The organism is Rhodococcus sp. JS3073, from assembly GCF_026810085.1.
Classification (GTDB): domain Bacteria; phylum Actinomycetota; class Actinomycetes; order Mycobacteriales; family Mycobacteriaceae; genus Rhodococcus_F; species Rhodococcus_F wratislaviensis.
In genome coordinates this window covers 288081-305693 of record NZ_CP113951.1, presented here as the reverse complement: position 1 = coordinate 305693, position 17613 = coordinate 288081, and the positions used below count along the sequence as shown (strand labels likewise).

At 65.4% G+C, this 17613-nt stretch carries 16 protein-coding genes and 3 pseudogenes; 12 read left to right on the top strand and 7 right to left on the bottom strand.

All coding sequences use genetic code 11. The features are described 5' to 3' along the window. Nucleotides 1–5: 5 nt before the first annotated feature. The 9 genes and pseudogenes from OYT95_RS01440 to OYT95_RS01395 all read left to right on the top strand — a co-directional run bounded on the left by OYT95_RS01440 (nt 6) and on the right by OYT95_RS01395 (nt 9420). Nucleotides 6–1040: an ABC transporter permease gene (locus OYT95_RS01440; RefSeq protein WP_268790695.1), complete on the top strand. Its 1035-nt coding sequence runs from the start codon at nt 6–8 to the stop codon at nt 1038–1040. Next, nucleotides 1037–2554 (top strand): sugar ABC transporter ATP-binding protein, encoded by a 1518-nt coding sequence (locus OYT95_RS01435; protein ID WP_112302327.1) that lies wholly within the window; start codon nt 1037–1039, stop codon nt 2552–2554. The genes OYT95_RS01440 and OYT95_RS01435 overlap by 4 nt, the downstream gene beginning before the upstream one ends. Then, a pseudogene (locus tag OYT95_RS44610) lies at nt 2502–3076 on the top strand (SDR family NAD(P)-dependent oxidoreductase). The gene OYT95_RS01435 and the pseudogene OYT95_RS44610 overlap by 53 nt, the downstream one beginning before the upstream one ends. Further along, a complete protein-coding gene (locus tag OYT95_RS01420) occupies nt 3073–4671 on the top strand; it encodes an acyl CoA:acetate/3-ketoacid CoA transferase (RefSeq protein WP_112302328.1) in 1599 nt (532 codons plus the stop codon). The pseudogene OYT95_RS44610 and the gene OYT95_RS01420 overlap by 4 nt, the downstream one beginning before the upstream one ends. Nucleotide 4672: 1 nt before the next feature. Beyond that, complete coding sequence (locus tag OYT95_RS01415) at nt 4673–5806, top strand: Zn-dependent alcohol dehydrogenase (protein WP_037227694.1); 1134 nt, start codon at nt 4673–4675, stop codon at nt 5804–5806. Further along, nucleotides 5803–6975: an acyl-CoA dehydrogenase family protein gene (locus OYT95_RS01410; RefSeq protein WP_112302330.1), complete on the top strand. Its 1173-nt coding sequence runs from the start codon at nt 5803–5805 to the stop codon at nt 6973–6975. Before OYT95_RS01415 ends, OYT95_RS01410 begins: the two co-directional genes overlap by 4 nt. After that, nucleotides 6972–8363, top strand: a complete 1392-nt coding sequence (locus OYT95_RS01405; RefSeq protein ID WP_268790692.1) for an aldehyde dehydrogenase family protein — start codon at nt 6972–6974, stop codon at nt 8361–8363. Before OYT95_RS01410 ends, OYT95_RS01405 begins: the two co-directional genes overlap by 4 nt. Then, a complete protein-coding gene (locus tag OYT95_RS01400) occupies nt 8360–8701 on the top strand; it encodes an enoyl-CoA hydratase-related protein (RefSeq protein WP_268790691.1) in 342 nt (113 codons plus the stop codon). Before OYT95_RS01405 ends, OYT95_RS01400 begins: the two co-directional genes overlap by 4 nt. After that, nucleotides 8698–9420, top strand: a complete 723-nt coding sequence (locus OYT95_RS01395; RefSeq protein WP_268790690.1) for an SDR family NAD(P)-dependent oxidoreductase — start codon at nt 8698–8700, stop codon at nt 9418–9420. The genes OYT95_RS01400 and OYT95_RS01395 overlap by 4 nt, the downstream gene beginning before the upstream one ends. A 41-nt stretch (nt 9421–9461) precedes the next feature. Here OYT95_RS01395 and OYT95_RS01390 read toward each other — a convergent pair. The 5 genes and pseudogenes from OYT95_RS01390 to OYT95_RS01370 all read right to left on the bottom strand — a co-directional run. Beyond that, nucleotides 9462–9808 (bottom strand): annotated as a pseudogene (locus tag OYT95_RS01390) (transposase); the annotation flags it as partial. Nucleotides 9809–10740: 932 nt separating this feature from the next. After that, nucleotides 10741–11166, bottom strand: coding sequence for a YciI family protein (locus tag OYT95_RS01385; RefSeq protein ID WP_268792325.1), 426 nt, complete (start codon nt 11164–11166; stop codon nt 10741–10743). A gap of 875 nt (nt 11167–12041) precedes the next feature. After that, nucleotides 12042–12650 (bottom strand): FHA domain-containing protein, encoded by a 609-nt coding sequence (locus OYT95_RS01380; RefSeq protein ID WP_268790689.1) that lies wholly within the window; start codon nt 12648–12650, stop codon nt 12042–12044. Next, nucleotides 12647–12862: a hypothetical protein gene (locus OYT95_RS01375; protein WP_268790688.1), complete on the bottom strand. Its 216-nt coding sequence runs from the start codon at nt 12860–12862 to the stop codon at nt 12647–12649. Before OYT95_RS01375 ends, OYT95_RS01380 begins: the two co-directional genes overlap by 4 nt. Before the next feature lie 274 nt (nt 12863–13136). Further along, on the bottom strand, nt 13137–13412 hold the full coding sequence (locus OYT95_RS01370; RefSeq protein WP_268790687.1) for a CD225/dispanin family protein: 276 nt from the start codon (nt 13410–13412) through the stop codon (nt 13137–13139). 270 nt (nt 13413–13682) lie between these two features. On the opposite strand from OYT95_RS01370, the gene OYT95_RS01365 reads away from it, so the two are divergent. Both OYT95_RS01365 and OYT95_RS01360 read left to right on the top strand, forming a co-directional pair. After that, nucleotides 13683–14081, top strand: coding sequence for a hypothetical protein (locus tag OYT95_RS01365; RefSeq protein ID WP_268790686.1), 399 nt, complete (start codon nt 13683–13685; stop codon nt 14079–14081). 10 nt (nt 14082–14091) lie between these two features. Then, on the top strand, nt 14092–14370 hold the full coding sequence (locus OYT95_RS01360; protein ID WP_268790685.1) for a hypothetical protein: 279 nt from the start codon (nt 14092–14094) through the stop codon (nt 14368–14370). 955 nt (nt 14371–15325) lie between these two features. Here the strand turns inward: OYT95_RS01360 and OYT95_RS01355 are convergent. After that, a pseudogene (locus OYT95_RS01355) lies at nt 15326–15574 on the bottom strand (sulfatase-like hydrolase/transferase); the annotation flags it as partial. 137 nt (nt 15575–15711) lie between these two features. After that, on the bottom strand, nt 15712–16287 hold the full coding sequence (locus OYT95_RS01350; protein WP_081792216.1) for a CGNR zinc finger domain-containing protein: 576 nt from the start codon (nt 16285–16287) through the stop codon (nt 15712–15714). A 103-nt stretch (nt 16288–16390) separates the two neighbouring features. Here OYT95_RS01350 and OYT95_RS01345 point away from each other — a divergent pair, with 103 nt between their 5' ends. After that, nucleotides 16391–17563, top strand: a complete 1173-nt coding sequence (locus OYT95_RS01345; RefSeq protein WP_268790684.1) for an epoxide hydrolase family protein — start codon at nt 16391–16393, stop codon at nt 17561–17563. Nucleotides 17564–17613: the final 50 nt, after the last annotated feature.

Here is a 17613-nt window from a genome sequence, read left to right as displayed (position 1 = left end):
TCCTCATGACAACCACAACATCCGTGCCAAGCCCGTCGAAGCCACCGTCGGCACCCGTCGACACCCCGCGGGCACGCATCCTCGACGGCAACGCGGTCAAGCAACTCGCCCAGCTCGGCCCCGTCGTTGCCCTGATCCTCCTCGTTGCCTTCTTCTCGGTCCAGGCGCCGAACTTCATCACAGCCAACAACCTGACCAACGTTCTGCAGCAAGTGTCCATCACCGCGATCGCGGCAGTCGGTGCCACCGTCGTGATTCTCGTTGCCGGAATCGACCTTTCGGTCGGATCGATCGTTGCCCTGACAGGCAGCGTCGCCGCGCTGTATCTCCAGCACGCAACGTTGTCGACCGGCATGGCAGCGGGCGCGGCCGTTGCGATCACCCTGGTCGCCGCGATCGGCTGCGGATTGCTCAACGGGATTCTCGTGACGGTAGCGAAGGTCCCCGCATTCATCGCCACGCTCGCGACCCTGACGGCTCTGCGCGGAATAGCCCTGCTGATCACCGACAGTTACCCCATCTCGATCAACAACTCCGCATTCACGCAGATCGGCATCGGCAAGGTCGGGCCGGTTCCTGTGCCGGTCATCATCATGGGCGTCACCTTCGCCGTCGGGTACGTGATCCTTCACCGGCTCAAGATCGGCAGGCGGATCTACGCGGTCGGCGGCAACAGGGAAGCCGCACGCCTGTCCGGGATCCGGGTCTCGCGAGTTCTGTTGTTCGCCTTCGTGTTCGCAGGATTCTGTGCCGGCGTGGCATCCCTGATACTCAGCGCGAAGCTGTCCTCCGGGCAACCGGCAGGAAGCGTCGGTTTCGAACTCGATGTCATCGCCGCGGTCGTCGTCGGCGGTACAAGCCTATTCGGGGGGCGCGGCAGACTGGCCGGCACGTTCCTCGGCGCGCTGGTCATCGCGGTTCTCGGTAACGGTCTCACCCTGATGAACGTCCCGTTCTACTGGCAGCAGATCGTCACCGGCGCCGTCGTCGTTGCCGCCGTGGTGCTCGACCGAGTCACCCGAGGGGAGCCGGGCGAATGACCGTCGACACCGCCGTCCGGACCGGACTCCTCGAAGCACGCGGAATTTCGAAGCGTTACGCGGGTGTCTCGGCGCTCGAGGATGTATCGATCGCACTCGAGCCCGGAAAGATCCACGCCCTGATCGGGGAGAACGGCGCTGGCAAATCGACGCTGTCGAAGATCCTGTCCGGTTTCGCGACACCGGACGACGGCGACATCCTCCTCGACGGCAATCCGGTGTCGATCAAGAGCCCGGCGCACGCCGCCGAACACGGAATCGCGATCGTGCACCAAGAACTGTCGGTGATCGGTTCGGTGTCGGTGGCCGAGAACGTTCTGGTCGGTGCCGAACCGTCGCGCTGGGGATTCGTGGATCGAAAGGCCCTGTCGATCGACGCCTCGCGCTACCTCGCCCGGGTCGGTCTCTCGATCGATCCCCGTCAGGACGCCGGCCGGTTGTCTATCGCCGAACAACAGCTCGTCGAGATAGCCCGCACCATCGCTCTCGACGCACGGGTCGTATTCTTCGACGAGCCGACCTCGTCGCTTCCGCACGACGACTCTCGTCGGCTCCTCGGACTGCTCCGCGAGCTACGAGATGCCGGCACCGCCGTGGTCCTGATCAGTCACGACCTGCCGGAAGTACTCGAATACTCCGACACCATCACCGTGCTGCGAGACGGCCGGCACATCATCACCGCACCGACCGCCGAGTTCACCGAAGACTCCCTGATCAAGCACATGATCGGCCGCGATCTCGGCGCACTGTATCACGGGCACACCAGCGCACCTCCGTCGTCCGCCGATCCGATCCTGACCGTCACCGGGATCGAAGCACCCGGAGTGCGAGCGGCATCCCTGCACGTCGCGCCGGGAGAAATCCTCGGCATCGGCGGACTGGTCGGCAGCGGACGCACCGAGGTGCTGCAAGCGATCTTCGGTGCAACACGAATCACGGCGGGCACGATGATGCTCGACGGCACCGAATACACCGCCTCCCATCCGCACGAAGCGATCGAGTGCGGGATCGGACTCGTCCCCGAGGACCGCAAGGACCAGGGCCTCCACCTCGGCCTGCCGATCAGCTCCAACATCGAGCTGGCCAGTCTCGCGCAGATGAGCAGCGGACCGTGGCTGCGGCGCAGACGCGGCACCAAGATCGTCGACAAGTTCTTCCGAGAACTCCGCATCAAGGCGGCGAGCACCTCGCTGCCGGTCGGCGCCCTGTCCGGCGGCAACCAGCAGAAGGTCGCGCTCGCGAAGGTACTGGCCACCAACCCACGCGTCCTGCTGCTCGACGAACCGACCCGCGGCATCGATGTCGGTGCGAAAGCCGAAGTGCACAGACTCATCCGCGAACTGGCAGACAACGGCATCGCGATCATCATGGTGTCTTCCGTGCTTCCCGAACTTCTCGGCGCCTCGGACCGCATTGTGGTCATGCGCGGCAGACGAACAGTAGGCGAGCTCTCGCGGGCGGATGCCACCGAGGAGTCGGTTATGCGACTCGCCTTTCAAGGTGCGATCACATGAGCGCGCCGGTCGCCGTCGTGACCGGCGCGGAGGGCGGGTTGGGCGGTGCCGTGACATGCCGCCAACGGGCGATCGACGACCTGGACCTCGCAACGTGGAACCACACACTGTCGGTGAACCTGACCGGGACTTTCCTCTGTGCGCGATCGCGGCCATGGACGAGCTCCGCAGAACCGGTGGGGCCATCGTCACCATCGGAAGCCAACTCGGCTACACCGGAGGCATCAACTGCGCCGCGTACGCAGCCTCGAAGGCCGGAGTGTCCGGGCTGACCCGGGCCCTCGCACGACAACTCGGCCCCGAAGTCCGGGTCAATTGCGTGGCCCCGGGACCGATCGAGACACCGATGACCGCAGCGCACGCGACCCCCGAATGGTCGAGCAGAAGACACAGCAGCAGGTGATGAAGCGCTTCGGCACCGCCGACGAGGTGGCCACGGCGGTCTCCTGGGTCGCGGGCACGGACGCCAGCTTCGTGACCGGCCAAACCATTCACGTCAACGGGGGAGGAGTAATGCCATGAGAACCAGCGGAAAGATCGCACCCGAATTTCTCACCGCACGCGAGGCGGTCGACCGAGTCCCCGACCGCGCGCGTGTGCTGGTCGAAGCGTCCGGAGGCGGGGTCATCGAGCCGTCGGCGCTGATCGCGGCCGTCGCCGAGCGATACCGGCACACCGCGGCACCGTCGGAACTGTCCGTGTACTTCTGCAGTGGTATCGGTGATCGCAACGGCGCCGGGATGGACATGATGGCGATCCCCGGTCTGGTCAAGACTGCGGTCGCCGGACACTGGGCGATGACGCCCACTCTGTCGACCATGGCGCACGACGGCGAGATCGAGGCCTACAATCTGCCGCAAGGTGTACTGGCACAGCTGCTTCGGGAGAGCGCAGCGCACAGGCCGGGCCTGGTCACCAAGGTCGGGCTGGGGACCTTCATCGATCCGCGGCACGGCGGCGGAAAACTGAACGACGCGACGACCGCGGATCTGGTGAAGGTCCTCGAACTCGAGGACGAGGAATACCTCTACTATCCCAGCCCGTCGTTCGACGTCGCCCTGATTCGCGGCACCACGGCGGACGAGCACGGCAACCTCACACTCGAACACGAGACCGCCAAGCTCGGAGTGCTCGCCGCGGCGATGGCGGTCCGCAACAGCGGAGGCATCGTTATCGCCCAGGTCAAGCGGGTGGCCGCCGCGCACACGCTGAATCCGAAAAGTGTGGTCGTCCCCGGCCATCTCATCGACATGGTCGTCGTCGACGAAGACCAATGGCAGACCGCGATCAACCACTACGACCCCGCGTTTTCAGGCGAGGTGTACGTGCCGTTCGGGCGCTCCCCGGCGATGCCGCTCAGCGAACGCAAGGTGGTCGCCCGCCGCGCGCTCGACGAAATCCCCTACGGGGCAGTGGTGAATCTCGGTGTCGGGATGGCCGACGGGGTCGCCAACGCGGCCCTGGAAGAGGGCCGACTGGCCGAGATGACCCTGACCGTCGAACAGGGCATGGTCGGTGGAGTGCCCGAACGCGGGGTCATCTTCGGAGTGACGATGAATCCCGAGGCGGTCATCGAGCATGCCTCCCAGTTCGATTTCTACGACGGCGGCGGCCTTGACGTCACCTGCCTCGGATTCGCCGAAGTCGATATGGAAGGCAACGTCAACAGTTCACTCGTGGACGGCCGGATCTTCGGTGCCGGCGGCTTCATCAACATTTCGCAGGCCGCCAAGAAGGTGGTCTTCTGCGGTTCCCTCACCGCCGGCGGTCTGCGCACGGACCTGACCGGATCGGCCCTGCAGGTCACCAGCGAAGGCACACACCACAAGTTCGTCCAGCAAGTAAGGCAGATCACGTTCAACGCCCGGCTGGCCCGCGAACGCGGTCAAGAGGTCCTCTACGTCACCGAACGTGCGGTCTTCGCACTCGGCGACGACGGCCCCGTCCTGATCGAGGTGGCACCGGGCTGGACGACCGAGCAGATCGTGGCACTGATGGATTTCCGGCCCAAGATCTCCGAATCCGTCGGACACATGGATCCCTCCCTGTTTCGGGAGGCACGAGCAAGCGCACACCCAGCGCCGGCCGATGCCGGCACCACCAGCGAGGAGAACTGACATGCGTACACGCGCCGCCGTGACCTACGGCCTGAACACGAAATTCGACGTGAAAGAAGTCGAACTCGACGACCCCTCCGCCACCGAGGTACTCGTGCACCTGGTCGCCTCGGGAATCTGCCATTCGGACATGCACCACGTGACCGGCGACCAGATCGCCCAGCTGCCCATGATTTTCGGGCACGAGGGCGCCGGTGTCGTCGAGAAGGTCGGCTCTGCTGTGAGCCACGTCAAACCGGGTGATCACGTCGTCATGTCATACCTTCCGTCCTGCGGCACGTGCCGGTGGTGCACCGACGGACAAACCAACCTCTGCGACCTCGGCGCGTACACCGTGCAGGGTCCGCAGATCGACGGAACCCACCGTTTCCACGACGACGAAGGCACCGGCCTCGGCCAGTTCTGCCTCGTCTCCACCTTCAGTGAATGGACCGTCGTACCGGGACAGTCCGTCGTGAAGGTCGAGCCGCACTACCGGCTGGAACGAGCATGTCTGGTGGCGTGCGGCGTCACCACTGGAGTCGGGACCGCGATCTATCGCGGCGGCGTCCGGCCTGGTGACGACGTCATGGTCTATGGCGTCGGCGGCATCGGGATGAACATCGTGCAGGGCGCCAAGGTTGCGGGCGCGAAACGCATCATCGCGTGCGACATCAACGACTGGAAGTTGGAACAGTCCAAGCTTTTCGGTGCAACACACACCGTCAACCCGACCGTCACCGATCCGGTGGAGTTCGCGACCGAACTCACCTGGGGCGTCGGTGTCGACCGGTCGTTCGAGGCGATCGCCACCCCCGAGACTATCGGCGCGGCGGTGCGCTCGGTCCGCAAGGGCGGAGTGGCGACCGTTGTGGGACTGACCCGCCACGACCAGCCGGACATCCCGATCAACCCGTCCGAGTTCGTGCTGTGGCAGAAGACGCTCACCGGATCCCTGAACGGTGGCTGCAACCCTCGCAACGACATCCCCGCCATGCTGCGGTTGTGGGATTCCGGGCAAATCGACCTGGACGGGCTCGTCACCAAGGAATACCGGCTTGAGGAGATCAACGAGGCCTATGACGACCTGCTGGCGGGGAAGAACCTGCGCGGCGTCATCCGTTACGAATGGGCAGACAACGGGGTGGACGCATGACACCGAACCCGCGACTCGACGACACCTCCCAGGAACTCCTCGAGGTGGTCGCCGACTTCTGCCGCACCAAGATCGCACCCCGGGCACAGAGCATCGACGAAACCGCGGAGTTCTTTCCCGACCTGCTGACCCAGGCCGCAGACATCGGTCTGCAGGGCCTGATCTTCGACGACGACGGGAAAGTCGATACCGCGATGTTGTCGCTGGCCCACGAGACCACCGAACTGGTGGCGTCGTACTCGGGTGCCGTCGCGCTGGGGATCTCCATTGCACGGCTGCACGGATACCTCCTGGCGACCTACGCACCGGACGACGTGCGACGCAGATGGCTTCCGGGCCTGATTGACGGATCCGCTCGCGGCAGCTTCGCGCTCAGCGAACCGCACGCTGGCACCGACATCCGCGCAGGCAAGACCGTCGCGACGACGATCGACGCCGACACGTTCTCGATCACCGGCGAGAAGGCCTGGATCACCCAATCGCCGCAGGCCGACTTCTGCATCGTCCTGACCAAGCTGGATTCGAAGGATCGCGACGCGGCCACAGCCGCATTCGTCGTGCCGCTCGACACACCCGGCGTGACCGTCGGACAGGACGAGCCGATGTCCGGATTCCGCGGAATGCCCATGGCCAACGTGTATTTCGACAACTGCCTCGTCCCCGCCGCGTGGCGACTGAACGTCGACGGCTTCCGTGGCATGCTCGAAGGCCTCAACCTCGCCCGTCTCGACGCGGGATGCTACGGCGTCGGATTCATGCGCGCCGCCCTGCGCGAAACGAGCGAATACGTCCGCAACCGGGAAGCATTTGGGCGCACATTGGCCGACCAGCAGATCGTGCAGGAAAAACTCGGACACATGCACGCGGACTACCTCGCCGCACGCGGGCTACTCCGGGACGGTGTCGACTCGTTCGCCCGCGGAGGGGGCGGGAACGCGCACCTGATCTCGGCCGCGAAGATGTTCGCTAGCGACGCCGCGATGCGCCACACCATCGAGGCAGTTCAGTTGCACGGCGGCTACGGAGTGCACCTGCACTATCCGGTCCAACGCCTGATGCGCGACGCAAAGATCATCCAGATCATCGACGGAACCAGCGAAATCCACGCCCTCATGCTCGGCCGTGCCGCAGCACGAGCGGACTGGACGAAGACCGAGGTGAACGCATGACCACCACCACCGCCGAAATCGACGTCCGGGACAAGGCAACCGGCGAGATCATCGGATCCGCACCAGTCTCGTCCGCCGTCGACGTCGATCGCGCCGTCGCCGAACTGGGCCGAACCCAACCGGACTGGGTCGCCGTGCCGGCAACCGAACGAGCAGCGATCCTGCGCCGCGCCGCCACGCTTCTCCAGCGCGACACAGATCGATTCGCGCGCATGCTGGTGCGTGAAGGCGGAGCCACCACGGCCAAGGCCGAGGGCGAGATCGGTGCCAGCATCCTCGAGTTCTACCAAGCGGCGGAGCTCGCGACCACAGCGCTCGGTGAGGTGATCCCATCCGGGCAACGCGGCCGCATGAACATCGTCGAACGGCGGCCGGTCAGTGTCGTCGGGCTGATCACGGCCTGGAATGCACCACTGCACATCGCGCTGCGCGTCCTCGCCCCCGCCATCGCCTTGGGTAACACCGTGGCACTCAAACCCGCTCCGGAAACTCCGTTCAGCGGCGGGCTGATGATCGGTGAACTACTCGACGAGGCGGGGCTCCCTGCCGGGGTCGTGGAGATACTGACCGGCGGACCGGCCGGGCAGGCGCTGGTGACCCACCCCGCGGTCGACATGATTCACTTCACCGGCTCCGAGGAGACCGGGCGCCGTATCAACGTCGCGGCCGCGCCGAGCCTCAAACGGGTAACACTCGAACTCGGTGGCAACAATGCCACCGTCGTACTGGCAGATGCCGATGTCGAATTGGCCGCACGATGCGGCGCCGAAGCCTCGTTCGGGCACCAAGGCCAGGTGTGCATCGCGACCGGCCGGCACATCGTGCTGTCGGCTGTCGCGGACGAGTACACGACGAGACTGGCCGCGCACGCCGCGGCACTGACCGTCGGTGATCCGAATGCAGGACAGGTCGATCTCGGGCCCATGGTGTCGACACGGCAGGTAGGCAAGGCGCAGGACATGATCGCCCGCAGCGTCGAGATGGGTGCGCACGTCGTCGAGGGAGGCACCGCGGCCGGCACACTGATGCGCCCGACGGTCGTGCGCGCGGTGCGTCCGGGGATGCCGCTACACGACGAAGAGGTATTCGCGCCGGTCGCGCCGATCACCGTCGTCGAGTCGGTCGAGGAAGCACTCGACATCGTCAACGGCACCCGATTCGGATTGACCGCATCGGTGTTCGGCCGCGACCTCGACCACGCCTGGTCGGTGGCCGACCGGATTCGCACCGGAATGGTGCACGTCAACGATGTGTCCGCCATGCACGAGTCGCACGTACCGTTCGGTGGTAGGGCGGCGTCCGGACTTGGTGACGACCTCGGCGGCCGGGCCAACATCGACCTGTTGACCGAACGCCGGTGGACCAGCCTGCAGCGGACCAGGCAGTGAACGACCATTCAGGCGGGATACGTCTCGAGATCAACGGGCCCGTCGCGAATCTGATCCACTTCCGGCAGACGGGCCCCGAAGTCGTCCGTGGCGCGTGGACCCGAGCCGGACAGCGGGCGTCCGCGTCCCTCGCGGCGTTACCGCAGACCACCGTTGCGGTGTTGAGCGGCAGCGCGTACGGCGGCGGGCTGGAACTGGCTCTTCATTGCGACTTCAGGATCGCCGCATCGCACGTCGAGATCGGACTTCCGGAAACGACGCTGGGCACGACAGCGGGGTACTCCGTCGGCGAAACATCGAGCTTTCTGAACAACCCATCATGGAGGGGCAAACGATGACACGAACGGTCCTGATAGCGGGCTCCTCCCGCGGAATCGGTGAAGCAGCAGCACGACTGGAAGCTGCTGCAGGCTCATGCGTGATACTCCACGGCCGGACAGAAACGGAGAAACTGAAACAACTCGCAGCCGAACTCGGCACGCTCGCCTTCACCTGCGACGGGCAGGATGAAACTGCGGTGAACCGAACCGTCCAGCAGATCACTGAACAGGGCTACGAGATCGATGCGCTGATCTGCACCATCGGAGCCGTGCTACCGACGAATGCACTCACCGGCGACACCGAGCGTTGGATAGACGAGTACCGGTCCAACGTCTTGGCGCCGGTGAACTTCATCCGCGCCGTCGCACCGGGGATGACAGCCCGCGGACGCGGACGAATCGTCACCGTGTCGTCCATCCGCGGACTCGACAATTTGGCAAGCCCCGAAGTGACCGGCTACTCGGCGGCCAAGGCAGCCCTCGAGAACGTCACTGCGTCGTTCGCCAAAGCGCTGGCACCAGCGGTCACCGTCAACGCGGTGGCGCCGGGGTTCGTCATGACGGACATGGCCGAAACGTGGTCGGAGACCGTTCGCGGAGAAGTCGCATCCAATCTGCTCGGACGCGCGGGACAGCCCGAAGAGATCGCGGCACTACTGAGCTACTTGACGAGCGACGGAGCGAGCTTCATCACCGGACAGACAATTCTTGCCGACGGTGGCCTCGACGCCCGATAGCACCGAGTTCTACTAGGCGTCGAGGTCCTTGGCCACCACCGAGTCAGCGCCCGCTCGGCACGCTTGCTGCGCTGCAGCAACAAGTCCGGGAAGTGCGAGCCGGAGGCGGCTTGGGGACGGCGACGTCGAGAGTGCCGGCGCGGGTGGGGGTACCGCCCTGCACGAAGAGCTTGGGGGAGCGAAGTCGCGGTGTCGGCACCCGTTGCGGCTGTTGGTGCGATCGCTGAAGAGCGTTCGCCGTAGCGGGCGCCGCACAGGGTGTCGGCCCTCGCGCACCCATCAGTGCGTCGATGAACGTGGACAACAAACTCCGCAGCAGGTCAGGGCTGGCGTCGGTGAGGCGACCGGTCAAGATCGGGCGCAGGTCGATGTCGTAGGCAGTGGTCATCGCGTGCTCTAACGCCCAAGTCGAGTTGGTGGCTCCCTGGGAGGACGGTTCTCTGTTTGTCAATGGGCGACAGCGGCGTTCAGGGTGCGGAAGAGCTCGCGGGCGATGTACCGCTCGAGTGAGCGTCGGATCTCCGGGTCGGACTTTCCCCGTGCGCGGCCCGCGGCGATGTAGGCGGGGGGTCGGACTTGCCGCGGCGCCGTGTCTGCCCACGGGGACACTCGACCTCGACGATGGTCAGTCCGGCACCGGTCAACACGCGAGCCAGGCCGATTCCGTAGCTGCGGGTGCCTTCGATCCGACCACGACACGGGGGCCGGGGGCGTGCTCGGCGATCCACACGAGGGCGTCGGAGAAGTCGCGCCGTTCGGTGCGGTCATCTCCAGTGCGTGTGTGTCGCGGTGTGTGTCGCCGCCGATGACGGCATCAACGGTGTCTGCCACCATGGTCATGGGCCTTCGCGCTCCTTCGGGTGCAAGGGTCAGGGCGGCACCGTCCCGGGCGGAACCACCCAGCGGCATATCTGTGACGGGTCACGTGCCCTTCGGCACGGACAGGCTTCTGATCAGGCCATGGCTCTCAGGTCGGGACGATCAAGGTCTGGCTGAGCAGGGCGGGGTTTGGTGCGGTGAAATCGGCGTCGTGGAACCGCTTGTCCGGATAACCGACAGCAGACTCCGCCGTCCCTTCTGAGTCGAGCGCCCCGCATCGATATCGATTCGGGGCACTCTCGCCGCGAGCTGAAACTACCCCTGGCGGCGGAGCTCCGCGCAAAAGACCGGAGGCGCCAACCCCGAGAAGGGTGAACGCCTCCGGCTCATCTTGTGCATCCGCAGTGTCGCCGCCTCTCGCCCACTCTTGCTCACGAACTAGACAGTCGGCCTTGTTCGAGCGGCCCCGGCACTGCGATCAGACGATCGGGGGGCATGTCATCACCCGCGGTGAAAACCACACTCCGTCACGGTCGGAGAGGCGGCCAGGAACGGGCGCAGCTCGAGCCACTCGTGGATCGGTTTCCCACCTGCGCCCGGAGCCGCGGACAGTTCGCCGGCCAGTTCGAGCGCCCGCTCGTGGCTGTCGAGGTCGATCACCATCCAGCCGGCGATCAGGTCCTTGGTCTCGGCGAACGGGCCGTCGGTGACCGGTGGTCGCCCCTCGCCGTCGTAGCGGACGAACGTGCCCTCCGGGGAGAGTGCCTGACTATCGACGAACTCGCCGGTGCCCTCGAGCCGGGCGGCGAAGTCGTTCATGTACTGCACGTGGGCCGAGATCTCCTCCGGCGTCCACTGGTCCATGGGCGCGTCGTTGACCGATGCCGGCGCGCCGCGGTAGTGCTTGAGCAGCAGGTACTTGGCCATCATGTTCTCCTTCGTACGGTACGGCCCATTCTGGCCGATTCACTCCGGGGACGAAGCCGCGCGCGGGTTCTCGACAGTCCACGGCGACATGTCCTGACCATCTTCTCTGTCGGGGCCACAATCCATCGCGGGGACGGTGAGAGCCGCTCAGCTCGGTTGTCGGATGTTGGGGAGGGTGTCGGCGAGTTGGTCGAAGAGGGTGGGCCATCCGCGACCTAGCCAGGCGAGGCGGCGCGGTCGAGGTGGTTGCCGTCGAGGAGGTGGGAGAGGCGGCGCTGCTGTTCGGCGGACACCGAGCTGGGAGCCTGGCATAGACGGGATTCACCGGGATCCGGTTCGATGTTCAGCGGTACAGGTTCGGCGAGGTCAAGCGCATCATGGAATGCCGGGAGACAGCAGCCGTGCATGGATCCGCGCCGCTTTGTTCCGCGGGGTGGACGCATCTTTTATAAAGATGGCGTTCGTGAGGTCCCCGGCCGCGTGCTCAAAACCTTTGCGGCCCTTGGCATACCTTTACTCAACTTGTTGTCTGGGAGGGGCGGGAGCGATCGTTGCCCCGTCCTGGCAGGTTGTCCTCCATCGTGCCAGGCTCAGCGACGGCACGGCGGTCGCGGGCCCGTGACGCCACAGCCGGGCGGTCTTGCGGCGATAGCCCCAGCCGAAGGTGTGGAGAAGTATGAAACGTGGGACGGCCGGGATCACGTGCAGGATCACCTCGCGCCCCTCCGGGTCGAGACCGTCGATGATCCAAGGCCCTTCGGCACCGAGTTCCCGGAAGCCCTTCGGTTTGACGAAGTACCCCTGTTCGATGGCGAGGTACTCGGCGGTGGTGATCGTGGCGCCGACGACCGGCCGGATGACGACAGTGACACGTGTCAGGAGGTGTGTGGGGTGGGGATGCTGTGGGTGAGGGCGCGGGCGGCGAGTTGAGCGCGTTTGTGGTGTGGAGGGAGGTCGTCGAGGTGGAATTTGGTGTAGAGGGCTTGCAGGTGTGTTTTGACGGTTTCGGTGCTCACTTGCAGGGTGTCAGCGATGTGTTGGTTCGATGCGGGGATGGGGTGGTCGGTGCCGTCGTGGAACGGTCGGCACAGTTCGGTGAGGACGGCGTGTTGAGCGGGGGTGAGGTCGAGGGGGCGGTCGGCGGTGTTGCCGATGTTGGTGATGCCGCAGTCCGTCGGGGGCTCACCGTGGTAGCTGAGGGTGCTGGAACCGATCCGAATGACATCTCCGGGGTGCAGGGTGTGGCGTCCCCATATCCGTGTGCCGTTGACGAAGGTTCCGTTGCGGGAGAGGCTTTCGTCGATGATGGTCCAGTAGATGCCGATGCGTTCGAGTGTGGCGTGGAGGCGGGAGATGTCCGGGTCGGTCTGTAGTGACAGGTCGGCATCGGCGGAGCGGCCGACGGTGATGGGGGAGCGGTCTGGGGTCAGCGGCATCTGATGGGTGTGTTCGTGGTCGGTGTAGGTCAGCGTCGGGTCTGTCACTGGGAGTCCTTGTGGTACGGGGTGGTTGGGACAGGCGCGGTGGTGGGCATCTGGGCCAGGATCTGCGCGGTGGTGTCGAGCATCTGCTCGATGACGATGGCTGCGGCGATACCGAGGGAAAGACACACCGCGCTGGCGAGGGGGAGCCACGGGGTGAGGGCTGCGGGGAAGAACCACCACAGGACGGCCAGGGCGAGGAGCGGGGCGGGCACCGCGATCCGCTGAGCTCGGGAGAGTTGGTCACGGTGCGCGGTCAGGGCGGTGCGTTGGGTGGGTGGGGGTCGTTGCTCGGCGGGTCGGTGAAGGTGTTCGTCGTCATGGGGCGTGCTTTCTCGCGATCGCGGTCGGGGGTGGGGTGGTGACGGGTGTCGGTTGTTTCCGGCCTCCTTCTATCGTGGTGGGCGGGGGCTGTTGGCGTTAGCCACCCTGGGGGGTGACTGTGACCACCCCCGGGCCTCTGCGAGTCTGTGTGTGGTTCCGATTCGGTCAGGTGAAGGCGGAGGACAGGCACCAGGCGGTGGAGAGGACGCCGATGCTCAGAGCGATGATGCCGAGGGTTCTGGCCCTCTTTGATGCGGCCCGCGCGCCGTCGAGGTCGCCGCCGTACCAGCGGGGGAACACTTTCAGTGCGTTGCCGAACGCGGCGAATGCCAGCGGCCAGAAGAACACCGCGGCGGCGACGGCCCATCCGACGTTCGAGGGCGGGAGTGGGGGCGGCGACGGCGGCGGGGTGTGCGGTGTGGTCAGTTCGGGCTGGGTCATGGGGATTCTCCTGAAGATCGTGCGGTGGAGGGGGTGTGTGCCCGGTTAACACTGGTTCACGCCGATGTTCGGGCGCGTCCCCTTCAGGGTGGGGTGTACCGCACCCCCGGCTACTGGGTGCGGTAATGCGCTGGGGGAGTGCAATTTCGGAGAGTCGGGGGGGGTGGGGTGATGCGCACCCTGATGGGGATGAGCGATCCCTATGGGGCCGGGCATCGTTGACGGCATCGAAAGCTCCACCCACCCACTCACACCGGTAAGGAACTCATGATGTCGAACACCACCAAGTCCACCAAGTCCGGCAAGTCCAGCCTGCGGGCGCTCGTCGTCGGTGCCGCCGCGGTGCCGATGCTGATGCTCGGGGCGGGCGCCGCGTCCGCTGCCGCGGCGTTCCCGTTCGATGTTCCGATCAACATCGGTTTCGAAAACAGCCAGCAGGGCGGCAATGGTGGCGCTGGTACCGGCGGTAGCAATGGCAACGGCAACAACAACACCGGCGGCAACGGCACCGGCGGTGCGGGCGGCGACGTCGGCGGCGGAATCAACGTCGGTTTCGAGAACAACCAGAGGGGTGGCAACGGTGGCGCTGGTACCGGCGGTAGCAATGGCAACGGCAACAACAACACCGGCGGCAACGGCACCGGCGGTGCGGGCGGCGACGTCGGGTAGGGAGCGCGTCATGACGAGAAGGACCACGATCGTTGCGTGTGCCGCGGCGGCGGTGATCGCCTGCGGGTGCGGGTCCGCCGCCGCGTCCGACGGCCCGACTCTCGGCCGCCCCGCGGTGGCCGGAGTCACCGTTCCGGACACCCCGGGCCGCGCCGACTGCCAGCCGGGTGCGCCCGGGAGCGGCAGCCGGGGCGGGGACGGCGGCGACTGTGTCGGCGGCTCCACCGGCGACGGCGTCGGAAACCGCGGCGGCAGTGGCACGGGCGGCGCCGGCGGCAACGTCGGATAGAACAACGGAGGGCGTACAATTCTCGTCACCGTTCGGCACCACACCATCGACGACCTGCGCCCGCCCGGGATTCTGCGCCCGGGCGGGCACAGGCCGTCGCCGTATCCGTCCGCCCGTCGGGCGAGCCACAGCAGGCGTTCCTGGAACACCGGGCTGACAACGTGTTGGCCTGGGACTTTTCGGTGGTCGACGAGTCCGACACCGAGGTCGCCCGGATCAGCAAGACGTGGGCGGGTTGGGACAACGCGGCACTTACCAACGCCGACAACGATGACGTGCAGATTCATGGGCGGATGCCGGATCCGTTGGCCTCTGTGGTGTCGCGGCCAGCCTGCCATCGACCTGACATCGAAACCGGACGACCGGGGCCGGAGCCCGTCCGGTCTGCTCCTGTGGTGATCCGTGCTCCCGTGGTGATCCGGTTGGGACGGAGCAGTATTCGAAACGTCGAACTTGGGGGACCGGAGTACTCGATTCGGTGCACCGAGAAATGTGGTGTGTCGCGCGGGCGGCGGGGGTGGCCGGAGTGGCACTGCCGTTCGAATTGCAGTTGGAGCCCTACGCCTCGGCGTGAGTGCGGAGCATTGTTTTCGCCTGGTAACAAAGATGATTCCACAAATATGAGACCGCTGCGACGGGGTGCGGCTTGCTGCAATTTTGCCTCACCCCGGCATTTCACAACATGCTCCTGTGGAGATGATTTCGACGGCTACTCTGCATGCTCGGATCCACTGGTCGGCGGCGGTAGCGGTGGCACTGCTCGCTCTGATGGTGACGGCAGTTCGGCGTCGGATACTACGGGCGCGACGACGCCCGCGACAACAAGGTGATCGAAAGATTTGGCCGAAGCGATGGGGGAAGTCTGCAAACTGCCCGAGGACGTTGCGGTCGTCGGGATGTAATGTGTTGGTATCAACGCAGTTTGGTATTCAGGGGATGGCCGGATGGTGTTGTGCTACGAGATGTTCAAGGTGCGGGAGGATGTTCGCGACGGTGTCGGGGATGCCGTTCTGGGTGGCCATGTGTTGACGGTGCCGGTCAATCCGCCTTCGGCGCTGGGCCCGTTGTCGCCGACGATGAGGATGACCAGCGTGTCATCGGCGATGTCGAGTTCGTCGAGGACCGCGACGAGGCGTCCGACCTGATCGTCGGTGTGCGCGACGAAGCCGGCGAACACTTCCTGCATCCGCGCACTCAGGTCGCGGACATGGCTGCGGGAGTCGCCGCCACCAGATAGCCATGGTTCGTTTGGAGCATCGGGAAAATAGTCCTCGGCTGTCTGTCCATGTCACCTAGATGTGTCGCAGACGTGGGCCTACCTGGATGTGCGGACGGTAACGATTACTTTGCCGAGTTGGGATTCTTGCGCTGGTTTGCATTGAAGCGCGCTTTCTTCTGACGATTCCCGCACGTGTTCATGTCACACCATCTGCGGGTGCGGCTTTGGCTGGTGTCGAAGAAGGCGGCTTGGCAGGTTGGCGATGCGCACAGGGCCAATTTTCCGTCTCGTTCACCTGCGATGATGCTGATCGCGTCGGCGGCGATCACGCCTAGGGCATCTTCAACGCAGGAAGCCGAGCTCAGTCGCCATCGCCGATTGCCCTCGGGAGTCAGGATTGCCGCTGCCCGACCCTGAATGCTGCAGTCATTGATGACGTGGACAGCGGACGCAGGGAGAGCGTCTTGGATCGCGGCCGCTGTCGCTGCGGCGTGAATACATTCCCTCAGTTCCCGAGCGAGTTCGAGCTGGGCGGTGGTGCAGGAGTCCACGGCTAGGCCGTTCTCTGCCAACCAGTCGACGAGTCGCTGCGGCGTGGGAATGCGCTCCACAGCGTTGCCATGACGCTCCGTCAGAGTCCCCGTGAAACTGGTCGCTAGCACGTTACCGAGGCGAAAGTCGGGGAACCCAGCACGCATGGAACCACCTTAGCGGGTTGCACGCTGTCATGAAGACGTGTTAGAACCGTCTTAGCCGGTTCGCGATAGGTCTTAGCCGGTTCCCCGATGACCGGGAGGTCTCATGCCCCGTCCAACCAGCGACGTGCAAGCATTTGAAGCCCACGCAACTGACGCTGACCTCGACGATCTGCGCGCGCGATTAGCCGCGGCTCGGCTACCGGAGGCTGAGACGGTCTATCGCGCCGCGCCCGACCCTCGCCGATGGGAACAGGGCGTTCCTCTCGCCGACCTCGTCGACGTCGTCAACTACTGGCGCACCGGATACAACTGGCGGTCGTTCGAAGCGCGCCTCAACCGGATCGGACAGTTCCGCACGACCATTGATGATCTGGGAATCCACTTCCTACACCGCCGATCCGCGCGCGCAGATGCCACTCCTCTGATCTTGACGCACGGCTGGCCAGGCAGCATTGCCGAGTTCGTCGATGTAGTAGACGAGCTCGCAGATCCGAAAGATGCCGACGCGCCAGCGTTCCACGTCGTGGTCCCGTCGTTACCGGGTTTTGGTTACAGCGACAAGCCGGCCACCACCGGGTGGGGAATCGAAAAGATCGCGGCCGCATGGGTGGAACTGATGGGAAGGCTCGGCTACGACAAGTTCGTAGCCCACGGCGGCGACTGGGGAGGTGTGATCACCACGGTGCTCGGCGGAAGGTTCCCGGCGCACGTTCTCGGCATCCATACAACGACCGCGCAGGCACCGCCCGGGTTGACAACGGACGGGCTGACGGCGGCCGAGAGAAAATGGACCGAGGAAACCCGCGATTTCTGGCGCCACCACGCGGCGTATGCGAAGCAGCAGGCGACCCGACCGCAGACCATCGGCTACTCGCTCGTGGACTCACCAGTCGGGCTTCTCGCCTGGATCCTTGACAAGTTCGCGGAGTGGACAGATACCGAAGATAGCCCGTTCGAGACGGTTTCCAGAGACAGAGTTCTCGACGACGTCACTCTGTACTGGCTGACGCGGACCGGCGCATCGTCAGCCCGCATCTACTACGAAAGCCACAACTCGCTCGACCCCGACCTTCGGGTCGACGTCCCGTCGGCAATCAGTGTGTATCCCCGCGACATCGAGAAGTGTCCGCGCGCCTGGGCGCAGGAGCGATACCGACAGATCGTCCGATGGAGGTCGCCCGAAACAGGGGGACATTTCCCGTCGCTGGAGGTTCCCGAGTATTTCGTCAAGGATCTGCAAGAAGGCCTCACGGCAGTGCTGGCCGCTGATCGGTAGACGCGGCCGGGTGCCGGGACTCGGAATCAGTCCGAGGATCCGAGCTGCGC

What these genes read in the sequence shown, in the direction of transcription:
- OYT95_RS01440 (WP_268790695.1), top strand. Translation starts at nt 6, where the DNA reads ATGACAACCACAACATCCGTGCCAAGCCCGTCGAAGCCACCGTCGGCA.
- OYT95_RS01435 (WP_112302327.1), top strand. Translation starts at nt 1,037, where the DNA reads ATGACCGTCGACACCGCCGTCCGGACCGGACTCCTCGAAGCACGCGGA.
- OYT95_RS01420 (WP_112302328.1), top strand. Translation starts at nt 3,073, where the DNA reads ATGAGAACCAGCGGAAAGATCGCACCCGAATTTCTCACCGCACGCGAG.
- OYT95_RS01415 (WP_037227694.1), top strand. Translation starts at nt 4,673, where the DNA reads ATGCGTACACGCGCCGCCGTGACCTACGGCCTGAACACGAAATTCGAC.
- OYT95_RS01410 (WP_112302330.1), top strand. Translation starts at nt 5,803, where the DNA reads ATGACACCGAACCCGCGACTCGACGACACCTCCCAGGAACTCCTCGAG.
- OYT95_RS01405 (WP_268790692.1), top strand. Translation starts at nt 6,972, where the DNA reads ATGACCACCACCACCGCCGAAATCGACGTCCGGGACAAGGCAACCGGC.
- OYT95_RS01395 (WP_268790690.1), top strand. Translation starts at nt 8,698, where the DNA reads ATGACACGAACGGTCCTGATAGCGGGCTCCTCCCGCGGAATCGGTGAA.
- OYT95_RS01385 (WP_268792325.1), bottom strand. Translation starts at nt 11,166, where the DNA reads ATGGCCAAGTACCTGCTGCTCAAGCACTACCGCGGCGCGCCGGCATCG.
- OYT95_RS01370 (WP_268790687.1), bottom strand. Translation starts at nt 13,412, where the DNA reads ATGACCCAGCCCGAACTGACCACACCGCACACCCCGCCGCCGTCGCCG.
- OYT95_RS01365 (WP_268790686.1), top strand. Translation starts at nt 13,683, where the DNA reads ATGTCGAACACCACCAAGTCCACCAAGTCCGGCAAGTCCAGCCTGCGG.
- OYT95_RS01360 (WP_268790685.1), top strand. Translation starts at nt 14,092, where the DNA reads ATGACGAGAAGGACCACGATCGTTGCGTGTGCCGCGGCGGCGGTGATC.
- OYT95_RS01350 (WP_081792216.1), bottom strand. Translation starts at nt 16,287, where the DNA reads ATGCGTGCTGGGTTCCCCGACTTTCGCCTCGGTAACGTGCTAGCGACC.
- OYT95_RS01345 (WP_268790684.1), top strand. Translation starts at nt 16,391, where the DNA reads ATGCCCCGTCCAACCAGCGACGTGCAAGCATTTGAAGCCCACGCAACT.